General features: G+C 40.7%; 6 protein-coding genes. All 6 read left to right on the top strand.

What is annotated here, in order from left to right:
- Nucleotides 1–189 precede the first annotated feature (189 nt).
- Nucleotides 190–1059 carry a tetratricopeptide repeat protein gene (locus HFD85_RS16255; protein ID WP_167612249.1) on the top strand — a complete coding sequence of 290 codons (870 nt, stop codon included), beginning with the start codon at nt 190–192 and terminating at the stop codon, nt 1057–1059.
- A 602-nt stretch (nt 1060–1661) separates the two neighbouring features.
- On the top strand, nt 1662–4211 hold the full coding sequence (locus HFD85_RS16250) for a fasciclin domain-containing protein (RefSeq protein ID WP_167612246.1): 2550 nt from the start codon (nt 1662–1664) through the stop codon (nt 4209–4211).
- Nucleotides 4212–4224: 13 nt separating this feature from the next.
- Nucleotides 4225–7500 carry a SusC/RagA family TonB-linked outer membrane protein gene (locus HFD85_RS16245; protein ID WP_206081998.1) on the top strand — a complete coding sequence of 1092 codons (3276 nt, stop codon included), beginning with the start codon at nt 4225–4227 and terminating at the stop codon, nt 7498–7500.
- 16 nt (nt 7501–7516) lie between these two features.
- Entirely contained in the window at nt 7517–9076 is a 1560-nt protein-coding gene (locus HFD85_RS16240; RefSeq protein ID WP_167612239.1) for a RagB/SusD family nutrient uptake outer membrane protein, read from the top strand.
- Between the two features lie 26 nt (nt 9077–9102).
- The gene (locus HFD85_RS16235) at nt 9103–11061 is read left to right on the top strand and encodes a fasciclin domain-containing protein (protein WP_167612236.1); all 1959 of its coding nucleotides are present in this window, start codon (nt 9103–9105) and stop codon (nt 11059–11061) included.
- Nucleotides 11062–11174: 113 nt separating this feature from the next.
- Nucleotides 11175–12713 carry a fasciclin domain-containing protein gene (locus tag HFD85_RS16230; protein WP_167612233.1) on the top strand — a complete coding sequence of 513 codons (1539 nt, stop codon included), beginning with the start codon at nt 11175–11177 and terminating at the stop codon, nt 12711–12713.
- Nucleotides 12714–12765 lie beyond the last annotated feature (52 nt).

Raw genomic sequence — 12765 nt, 5'->3', positions numbered from 1 at the left:
TCAAAATTTCATACGCTCCAGCCTGAAGTACCAATTTATATAGCTTCCTTGACCAATTCGTATATTGGGTTTTTCTTGATTTGAGATTATCTTTGATCTTTATTTTAAGAATATTTGGACTGACTAAACCATGTCAAAGTCAAGTACAGATCGAATAATTTAATGAATCAAACCATAACAAAAGGAACAATGTCAAAAAAGATTTTACTTTCCCTTATCGTTTCATTTCTTGCTTACGCGACAATTCAGGCTCAGGATTTTGACGACAAATTAACCGATGCCAAAATGGCCATGATGGACGGAAATTATGAAAGTGGTTTAAATATGTGCAAGGAATTAATAGCTTCCGGCAACGCTGATTCTGCACAATTAGCCGAGGTTTATGCATCTGCCGGAATGGCAAGCGAGGCATTAAAAGATCTACCTGCTGCGCTGAATTATTACTCAAAAGCGGTTGAATTACAGGTTCCTCAACTCAGTATATACGACAAATTAATCAGTCTTTCAAAAAGCGAGAAGAATGATTCAATTTACGAGTTTGCTTTACTTGAAAAATTGAACGCATTTCCCGATTACGATGAAGATATAACAAAAAGTCTGGCCAATTTGTATGCTAATTCCAAACAATACGATAAGTTGTTAACCACCACAAACAAGCTACTGGAGTGGTATCCTGAAGAAACTAAATACCTGTTTTTTAAAGCTGTTTCATTACAGAATTTAGATCAGGTTGAAGAAGCCAAAGAATATTACAATAAAGTTTTAGAAATCGATCCGGATCACCCGGGAGCAAATATGACTTTGGGGATTATGCTATTTAATGAAGGCAGTGAAATATTTGCTCTAAGAAAAAAGGAATACGAAGCAAAAGCTAAACCCGACAGGGTTGATTATGCAGAATACAACCGCGGAATCGAAAAAGGAAAAGCTATTTTCCGTGAAGCTTTGCCTTATTTATTGAAGGCTTATGAAAGTGGTTCGTATCCAAGCCTGAAAAGGGTACTTTTCAATACCTACGTTTTGTTGGAAGAAAAAGAAATGGCAGAACCATACAGGTAAAATACAAGCTTAAATTCGTTACGTTTCTAATCCGTTTTTCACATCGAATAAGTAAGCTAAAAGACAGATCACATCACTCGAACCCGCACAAAACACTCAAGATGTGCACCTTAAGCAAACTCTCAATAATCAGATATTAAGTAACAGCAACAAGATTGTGAAATTGTGACACTTTTTGACGGATTACAGATTACTATTTCGTTGCTGTAAAATTACATTCGCAACATAGAATTTTATAACTGAACGAATACAACAAATCTTACTAATTCATTGAACGAAGTGAACACTAAAACTAACAGTATAACATTTCCAACTTGTGATTCTCGCAATTCGGATCTGGTAGGTGTAACGATTACAATACTGCACGCCGCTTTAGTATTCCTGCAATTCATTGTTTCAAATAAGAAAAAGTTTCAGTCAGAAACCGAATTAGGCAGTACTTGTATTTCAAAAAAAATAGAAACCAATAGCCATAGTAATTGTGAAAATCCGGTGCGGTATTCCGGAGGACCCTCTGTTGCTAATGGCTCATTTTTTTTATGTAGCCTTTAACTTGTACTTAAAGGTATTTTGTGGACATGCATTTAAAATTAACACAAACTATGAAAATTAAGATTCGGAAACAATTAAGGCACTATCTGCTGATGAAATTACTTCTGTTAGCCGGATTATTTGCAATTATTTCCTGTAAGGATGAATATTTATACGACAACAGCGAACCGGAATGGCTTGGTGCCAGTATTTATGATTATCTGAAAGCGAACGAGAATTACACGTATTATACCAAACTGATCGACGATCTTCAGGAATCGGATAAATATCGGGATGTACTGGCTAAAACAGGTAGTAAGACGCTGTTTGTTGCCGACGATGATGCATTCGAGCGATTTTTTCAAAACAATCCCTGGAATGTCTCAAGTTACGAAGGACTGAGTCTGACTCAGAAAAGGCTGATTATTAAATTCTCTATGATTGATAATGCCTACCTTATCGAAACCTTATCGAACTACTATAATGGAGAATTACAGGAAGGATCGGCACTGCGTCGCTCCACTTCTGTTTCAGTACTCGACTCCATTCCTCATTTATCGGGAGACAAGCTGCCTGACGGACCATTCTGGAACAGCCACAAAAACAAGGGCATGTATTTACTAAAAGATGCCACTTCGTGGCCAATGGTACATTTTCTGGAAGGATCGCTGAAAAGTGCACGAATAGATAACGCTGACTTTAGCTTAATTACAGGTGTTGAAAGAAGCCCCAACGATGCACACATCTTTAGTGTAAAGGTAAAGGAGCGCGACATCACATGTAAAAACGGATACATTCACGTTTTGGAAGATGTGTTACTTCCACCGGTTAACTTAGCTGAGTACCTGGATCAAAATCCTGATTCAAGAATTTTTTCAGACTTGCTGGATCGCTTTAGTGCGCCCTATTATAATGCATCGCAGACGAACGCATACAACCAGGTAAATCCTGAGCAACCGATCGATTCGATATTCGAAAAAATCTATTATTCCGCCTGGGATGGACGAGTACGTTATCCGGATGGCAGATTGATCGGCAGCGATTTATTACTTCCTTTTAATCCGGGCAGAAACGAATATGTTTCTTCTGCAGCCGGAAGTTCTATGCAATCGGATATGGCTGCAATTATAGCACCTACCAACGAAGCTATGACCGACTATTTTGAAAACGGAGCAGGAGTAATTCTCAAAAACCGTTTTGGAAGTTGGGAAGACACCCCGGATTACATCATTATGAAGCTGCTAAACAGGCATCTTCGCGAATCGTTCCTTGAATCGGTTCCGGGCCGTTTTGATAAACTGGTAGATAATAACAACTCGCCGATTCCAATTTCTCCGGGTGATATTAGCAGTTCATATGTAGGATTGAATGGTGTGGTATACAACACCAACAAAGTTTATCCACCGGATGATTATATATCGGTTTATGCCCCGGTGCTGCTTAGTGAAGACACTAAAGTATTCAACTGGGCAGTGAATGAAAATGAATTCGACTTGTACTTGAATGCTCTGAAAAGCACCTATACATTCTTTGTACCAACCGATGAATATTTCGAGAATTATCTTGACCCGATTGCTTATGCCAAAGATGTTAAGGGTGTGATGAAATACTGGTACAACGAGGAGACTTCTGAAGTAAATGCAACAGTTTATACTTACGATCCGCTAACCGGTGAAGTAGGTGACTCTGTAAATACAATCGACAATTATAACTTTATCCGAAACCGCCTGCTGGATATGCTTGATACGCATATCGTAATCGGGGATGTTGAATCGGGGGCCAAATATTACTTTACCAAAAATGGCAACATATTGCTGGTTAACGGAACCGGAGCGGATCTTAAAGTACAGGCGGGATTTGACATTGAATCGGGAACTTCGATAAATGTTGTGGAAGATGGTGTTTACCGACAGGAAAACGGAACAACCTTTTTTATCGACAAGCCACTGCAGGCACCATTGCAATCGGTTTATGGTGTTTTAAGCAAAACGCCTGAGTTTAGCGAATTTTTTAACCTGCTGAATGGATTTCCGGCAACAAGTGCCATATTCTTACGACAGACAAACTATTACGGCCTCGACTTCAACGTAAGTTTATTTAATACCTTTAATTATACAGTTTATGTTCCTACCAATGAAGCCATTTTACAAGCCATAAACGATGGATTGATCATGAACTGGGAACAGATCGATGCCATCCAGGATAGTGGAGAAAAGGCTGCCGAAATTGAAAAACTGGAGCGATTTCTACGCTATCACTTCCAGGACAATTCAATATTCGTTGACGGTGAAACTTTTTACAAATTGTATCAAACTGCCACGATTAAAAATGACGATGCAGTAACTCAATTTGGAACATACAAAGACAAATATTACAGGTTGGGAATCAATAGTGATGGCCAAAACATAACATTGAATACTGAAAATTATGGCACCGCCAATCTGATTCGTGAAGACGGATTATATAACATCATGACACGGGATTACATTTTTAGTAATAGCCCACAGTCCTACCGAGAGATTGACGGGACAGGAACCGGTAGTAATTTTGAAAATTCAACAATAATTACTTCTTCAACAGCAGTTATTCACCAGATTGATAATGTTTTGAGGTTTGAATAAAATGACAACAGATATGAAATTTAAAATAGTTGTAACAATTCTGTTTTTTTATCTACTCATTCCCTTCGTTTCACCGGGGCAGAGTACAAGAACCGAGCGAGTGGTAAGAGGAACAGTTACTTCGGCAACCGATGGCGAAACGCTTGTGGGAGCCACTGTTATTGAAGCCGACGCCCAAAAAAGGATTATCAGTGCCACAATTACCGATATAAATGGACAATATGTTCTCAAGATCAAGAATCCGGAGAACAACATCGCATTTAGTTTTGTGGGATTTGTCACTCAGGGCCAGAAAATAGGCAACCAAACAGTAATAAACGCAACTCTGAAAGAGGATTTGCAGGTTATTGAAGATGTAGTGATTACCGCCGAAAAGAAAGTTTCTGACGGAAACTTTGAAATTCCGCAGCGCGAACTTTCAACTGCAGTTCAAACACTTAGCACAAAAGAATTTGAAGGGGTTCAGGTAACCTCAATCGATGAAGCGATGCAGGGTCGTATTGCCGGTCTTGATATTGTAGCCAACTCGGGCGACCTTGGTTCGGGAGCAACCATGAGGATCAGGGGAACATCATCGATCAATGCCAATACACAACCTTTAATTGTTGTTAATGGTATTCCGTATGAAATTAACATCGATCCTTCGTTTGACTTTTCAGCTGCTAACGAAGAGCAATATGCCAACATGTTAAGTATTAACCCCGACGATATCGAAGAAATCACAGTATTAAAAGATGCTGCATCAACTGCAGTTTGGGGATCGAAGGGAGCCAACGGAGTTTTGGTTATCAAAACCAAAAAAGGCGCCCAGGGGCCTACCCGCGTCCAGTACTCGTACCGTTTCACTGTAGCCAAACAACCGAAAGGTTTGAACATGCTGAGTGGTGACGACTATACGATGATGATGAAGCAGGCTTACTTTAATCCGCAGCAGAATGAAAATGCAGCAAATGTTCGGGAATTTCTGTACGATCCAACATTTTCGGAATACGAAAACTTCAACAACAACACCGACTGGGTTGATGCAGTAACTCAGTTAGGTTTTAAACACGATAACTATGTAAATGTATCAGGTGGTGGCGAGCGTGCCAGATACCGTGTATCAAGCGGATTTTTAACACAAACAGGTACTGTTATCGGACAGAAAATGAACAGGATAACCTCGACTGCCTATCTCGATTATTCGGTATCCGATCGCATCAAGTTTATTTCTGAACTAACCTTCTTTTATACCGACAACCAACGAAATTACGACAATATACTGGGAATGGCTTATCGCAAAATGCCTAACGTTAGCATTTATCAGCAAGATTTGCTGGGAAATAAAACGGATGTCTATTACAACATATCGCGTAGCTCCAGTCTTCATCCCGATCAACGGGATATGCGAAACCCGGTAGCTGTGGCCAATCTGGCTACCAACAACCTCAAGAACTACCGTATCCGTCCGATTTTCAGGTTACAGTACGACCTGCTCGATCCGGAAATACAGACACTGAGGTACAATCTGGATGTTTCGTTCGATGTGAACAATGATAAAGTAAGCAGGTTTCTGCCTGCCGAAGTTTCTAACTCACCATGGAACGGCGGCGATATCAATTTTGCTGAAAGTTTCGATTCGGAGAGTACAACGGTTTTGGCGGATAACAAAGTTACCTGGCAGCCAAAAATATACAATCCCGATCATTCGCTGCTGGTGCAGGGTGCTTTCCAGTTCATCACAGGAAATAGTTCTTCACAGGGGATGGGCGTTACAAACCTTCCTTCAGGAACTATTGTTGATGCTTCGTCATATGGCTATTCAACAGGAATTTCGTCGAGTCGTTTTGCTTATCGTTCAAACGCGATAACATTCCGGGCTCACTATGTATTCAAAGATCGATACATTCTTGGAGCTACTTTCCGCAGGGATGGAAGTACCAAATTTGGTGAAAAATACAAATACGGTAATTTCCCGGGATTATCAGCCAAATGGATCATTTCGGACGAACCTTTTATGGAGTCGACAAAAAAATGGCTAAGCATGCTTGCCATCCGCCCCAGCTGGGGTATCACCGGTAACCAACCCGATGCTGAATACCTGCATTTTAGTCGTTACTCGCCTTACGGAACCTACATTGATATGCCGGCGACACGACCTACAACCCTACGACTGGCAGATTTGAGGTGGGAAAAATCAACCTCGTTAAACTATGGTCTGGACCTTGCTCTTTTCAATAATCGGTTGAATTTCGACCTCAACTTTTACAACAAACGAACAGAGGATTTACTGTTTAAAAATCTGAAAGTTCCAAGTTCATCCGGTTTTGGTCAGATTCCATGGCAAAATGTGGGAGTGATGGACAATAACGGCTGGGAATTGAACTTTTTCACACAACAAGCGATCAAGGTAAAGGATTTCACGATCGATTTTAACTTCAACCTGTCGAACTATGTGAATACAATCATTGAGTTGAGAGACGATATTCTTGCCAATTACAATGCCGATTACGATTACACCAACGGTACCTACCTGTCGCGTCTGCAGGAAAATAACTCTTATGGATCGATCTACGGATTTAGGTATAAAGGCGTTTACCAGTACAACGATTACATTGAAGGGGTGCAGGAAAATGCTCCTGTGGCGCGCGACGAAAACGGGAAAGTATTTACCAACGAAGAAGGCAGTCCCTTACCCATGTATTTTGCATATGGAAAGAGTAATGAATATCAGTTCAGAGGTGGTGATGCTATTTACGAGGACATTAACCACGATGGCAACATCGATGAACTTGACATTGTTTACCTGGGGAACTCAAATCCAAAACTGAATGGAGGATTTGGCTCAACTGTACGCTACAAAAACTTTTCGTTAACTGCATTCTTCAATTTCCGTTACGGAAACAAAATAGTAAACATGGCGCGTATGAATGCAGAGAATATGTATTACTTAAATAATCAAAGTGTTTCGGTGAACTGGCGATGGAGAAAAGACGGTGATGTAACTGATATGCCACGTGCACTGTACAATTATGGATACAACTGGTTAGGCAGCGACCGCTATGTTGAGGACGGTTCATTCGTTCGGTTTAAATACCTGACATTCAACTATTCAATTCCAAAAGCAAAACTGGATAAATATAACCTGAGTCAGGTCAGCTTTTACATGACCATCAACAATTTGTTTGTATTAACAAAGTACACCGGAGTGGATCCGGAGGTTGGTTATGGCTCATTTGGTGTTAGTGTGGATAATTCTCCAACCCCACGTTCAAAAGATGCGACATTTGGAGTTTCTGTGACCTTTTAAATGAATAAAGAAGAATATGAAAAAAATAATTTCCATATTATCAATTGCAGGTCTTTTAATCACCTCGTCGGGTTGTACTGACTGGCTCGACTTAAGACCTGAAAGTGAAATCGTTCTTGATGATTACTGGCAAAATGAAAGTCAGGTAACACAGGTACTTTCAGCATGTTACCGTTCTGTAACCGAAAGAGATGTAATGAGCAGAATGCTCGTTTGGGGAGAACTGCGTTCGGATAATGTTTGGTATGGCAGTGGAATGCCTTCTGACATGTCAAAAATGCTTAATGTCGATATTACTGCAGATAATGGCTACTGCCATTGGGGATCGTTTTATACCGTTATAAATTACTGCAACAACTTTTTGCATTATGCACCCGGTGTAGTAGACAAAGATGCCAACTTTACCGAATCAAAGCTTCATTCAATGGAAGCGGAAGTGCTCACCTTACGCGCCCTAATGTATTTTTACCTGGTGCGCACCTTCGAGAATGTTCCATGGGTTAATGAACCAAGTATCGATGATGCACAGGATTACCGCATTCCACAATCGCCCGAAGATGAAATCCTGAATTATATTGTTAGCGATCTGCAAACTGCTTTACGCTATTCGCGCGACAATTTTGAAACTTTGGAAAGAACAAAAGGTCGAGTCACCACCAATGCCATACGGGCACTTTTAGCCGACATTTATCTGTGGCAAGAAGAATACAGTAAATGTATCGAGATGTGCGATCAGATATTGAATGACCCCGAATCGGATTTAGAACTTGAAATGGGTGAAGATGTAATTTCAAAAGTTTTTTATCAGGGAAATTCCAAGGAAAGCATTTTTGAATTACAGTTTGACGACGACCAGATGTTCAATTCGGTTGTATACGATTATTTTGGTGGTTCCGGGCGTATGGCCGGTCAGTGGAGTTTTCCTGCCCCGCTGGTTACCGGAAGATATAGTCCGTTTAATTATGTGGTAGGTAGTGGAAAAGAAAGCAGTGAAGATTTGCGCGAAAAAGATTTTCTTCGCCAGGTGATCGGTGGCGACAGCTATTATGTATTTAAATACGCCGGTGCTGACAGGCGCGAAGATCCAACAACCGAAGCCAGTACTTACTTCTACCGAAATGTTACCGCAAACTGGATCGTTTACCGACTTTCAGAAATTTATCTTATGAAGGCGGAGGCAATGATTCAGCTTGAAAGTAATAAAGAGCAAGCCATTGAGTTGATAAACACCATATACATGAGATCGAATGTAGAGGAAGACGAACTTGGATTAATAGCTGATAATTACTCTACAAAACTCAAACTTGATGAGTTGTACATGCGAGAACGCCAGCGCGAACTGATGTTTGAAGGGAAACGATGGTTCGACTTGATGCGAATGGCACGTCGTGTTGATTCGCCGGCACCCTTACTAAGTTATGTAACAAAGAAATTTACCGGAGGCTCATCCGGTGAGGCGAACAAAATGTCGGTAATGGAAGCACTGTATTTGCCCGTTCATACCGATGAGCTAAAAGCGAATTCCGCTTTGGTACAGAATGAATTTTATAAGGTTCAGGCAGAGGAAAATAAGTAAAAGTTTAAGGCATGAAAATCCATAAAATGAATACAACAGTAAACAAAAATAGCTTAGCGAAATTAAGCTACAAGGGATTATCACTGCTAACGATTGTATTAGCGGGACTGATCTTGGTGATGCCTTCGTGTAACAGCGACGATATTGGCGATAACTACTATACGTTTACCGGAGAAACAGTTGGTCAGTATATAAAGAACCGACCGGAGACTTACTCCGAATTTGCAAAGCTTCTCGAAAAAAGCGAAGTTATGGGCTTATTAAATGCCTACGGCGATTACACCTGTTTTCTGCCTGATGACGATGCAATGATGCGATTTTACCAAAGCAAAGAGGCAAGCTCGGTGGATGATTTTACCGTGGAAGAGCTTAAGAAAATCGCATATGACCATATTATTAAAGACTTTGTAATAACTACTGATGACTTTGTTGAAGGTTTCTTGAATAAGCAAACCATGAGTGGTCGTTATGTTGATATAAGTATTTCGACCGGAGAAACAGGTCTTGTTTACACTATTAATTCAAATTCGACCATCACTACGAAGGATATTGAAGCACATAATGGGGTAATCCAGGCAATTAATGAAGTAGTATCCCCTACCGAAAATACACTGGTTGAGGCCATATCAACCGATGATAAATTTTCACTGTTTTATGAAGCATTGCAGGCAACCGGTCTGGATGTGGATTTAAGTGCGATTAAAGATGATAGTTATACACCACCTCAGGAATGGGTTGCACGTGAAAATGCACGTGAAATCTATAACTATGCCTGGCAGCGTGTCCCACGGGAAAGAAAATATGGCTTTACAGCTTTAATGGAAAGTAATGCTACTTATGCTGAAAATGGCATCAACAATTTAGATGAACTGAAAGCCTACGCAAAAGAGGTTTACGATGCTATGTATCCTGAAGATGCATCGATTACTGATTTAACGGACAAGAGAAACAGCCTGAACCGTTTCGTGGCGTATCACCTCCTGGTAAAAAAACTTCCGATGAGGCTTTTGGTTGAAAAATACGACAATACCGGGATGAATTACGAATCAACAGGTGAAACACACTCCGTAAAAGTGGTTGACATGTTTGAATACGTTGAGACGCTATGTCCCAACACTTTAGTAGAAATTCGTTCATTTCGCCCAACAAACGAATACAATCTTTTCAATATGATTCCTGAAACGGGTCAGGCAATCCGTTTAACAGATGATTTTGATAATGATGCCATAAACGGTGTTTATCACGAAATTGACGGTATTCTTGTTTTTAATGGAGAGGTGGAGCGGATGCTTTCAACGAAGCGTCTCAGAATGGATGTGTCCAGTTTCTTTCCTGAGTTTGTCAATAACAATATACGTATTGGAAATTCCCTGATCGGTGGTGGTTTATATTCCGAACGCTGGCATATTCCTAATGGATTTTGTGAACGCATTAATGCGTCTTCAACAACCGAAGTTCATTACTTTAATGCTGATGACCGTTTCTGTGACTATCAGGGAGACGAACTCTTCCTGGCCGGTTTATACGATTTCGATATTACTACAGTAACCATTCCACCCGGAACCTATGAAGTGCGCTTTGGTTATCAGCCAACAGGTGGCCGTGGTGTAGCCCAGTTATACTGGGATGGAGTACCTACCGGAATTCCGCTTGATTTACGTATCTCAGCGAACGATCCGGATATAGGCTATCAATATCCCGGTACCGATGCCCGTGATCCTGAAGGCTTTGAAAACGACAAAGCGATGCGTAACCGGGGTTATATGAAAGGCCCTGCCAGCTTTAGAGTTATTGCAGAGTGGTGGTACAGTGGTGCGAGTGCACGTATGGAAGAACAGGCTCTTCGACGGATTTTGGGTATCTATACCTTCGATGAGTGGAGTACACATACTTTTTCGGTGAAAGCTGTTAAATCAGGTGAATTTATGTTCGACTACCTCGAGTTTGTACCGCTTGAAGTACTCGAATATGAGGACATTTATTAGAACTCAAACGAGCATGGTAAAAATTATTATTCAATACAAAAGATGTAGCTCTTGCGAGTTTCGTGAACTACATCCGCAAATTGAAAATATAAACGACTGAAAAGCAATTAGAAATGAAATACAAACGTTTAAAGGGCTTCGTCCCATTATCGGCTTTAATAGGTGTAATCCTTGTAACAGCCTGTACAAAGGAATGGGATGATCATTACGATGAAGGTTCTTTTGATTTACCAGATAAAACTGTAACAGAGTACATAAAGGAGCAATCAGATTTGAGCACCTTTTACGGCATGCTGGAGACGGCGGGTTACGATGATATTTTGAATGCTTCGCAATCATATACAGTCTGGGCTCCAAAAAACGAAGCACTGAGTGGCCTGGACCTGTCCGACACTGAGTTGGTAACAAGAACGGTAAGGAACCACATTGCCCGAAGCAGAATAACCACATCGGGAGTCGATAATTCCTTTATTCGAATGCTCAACAATAAATACGTAAACTTCGCCCAGGAAGGATCGGGTTACACTTTTGGAGAGCACAATATCTCTAATGCCAATCAGCCGGCAAAAAACGGCTTGGTCCACGTGGTCGACGGATATGCACCATACGTATTCAATCTTTGGGAATACATAGGACAAACCGATGGTCTCGATTCATTGCGTGAATACATTTACGGCCAGTCGAAAGTAGTATTCGATGCCGAGAACAGTACAGAAATTGGTACTGATGAAGAAGGAAATGTACTATACGACAGTGTTTTTATTGTATCGAATCCGGTTTTGGAACGGCTTGGTAACATTGATATTGAAGACAGTACTTACACTGCAATTATGCCGGATAATACCGCCTGGGATGAAGCCTATTCAAGAATAGAAGGTTATTATAATTTTCCGGAGGATGCCGGTGGTATCGAGCGTCAACGTGAGGTAACCCGTTACACGGTTATCCAGGATATGTTCTTTCGTGGCCGTATCAGCCAACCCGAGAATTATGATTCGCTCAGATCAACCTATGGAAATGTATTCCACAATCCGGCTGAATTATTCAAGGGATTGGATTATGAATCGCTCAGCAATGGTCTTGCCTATGTAACAGATCAGATGCCATTCGAGGATACTACTTCCTTTTTTAAGGAAATTAGAGTTGAAGCAGAATACGGCTTTGGCAGAACTAACACAGGAAGTAATATATACACACGCTCAAGCTACGGAACAGAATTTACAACTTCGAACAATTATTACATACTGGTTGAACCGACATCAACCGCTCCGCGTGTGGAATTCTCGATACCGAATACGCTTTCAGCGAAATACAATATTTACTGTGTGTTCGTTCCGGCCAAAATTGTGGATCCGAACAATCTCACACCAACCAAAGCAAAATTTCAGCTCACCTACATAAGAAGGGCAAGTGGAAGTACCTTCATCAAACGTGTTACACCGGAAAACAACATAACTGATACTGAGGGACTCACGAAGATGTTTGTTGATCAGTTTGATTTTGAATTTGCCAATGTTATCGATGCTGATAATGACAAAATTTCGGTAAAACTGGAAGTAATTAACGATGTGTCAACGCAGGAAGAACAGTCAGGTGAATTCGACAGAACAATGCGCATCGATTGTATCATTTTAGAACCTGTAATGGAATAGGGTCTAACTAATTTATGAGATGATAATGAACATAGACACTAAAATAACTAAT

It is taken from the genome of Maribellus sediminis, from assembly GCF_011799805.1.
Lineage (GTDB): Bacteria > Bacteroidota > Bacteroidia > Bacteroidales > Prolixibacteraceae > Draconibacterium > Draconibacterium sediminis_A.
This window is presented reverse-complemented; position numbering and strand designations above follow the sequence as displayed.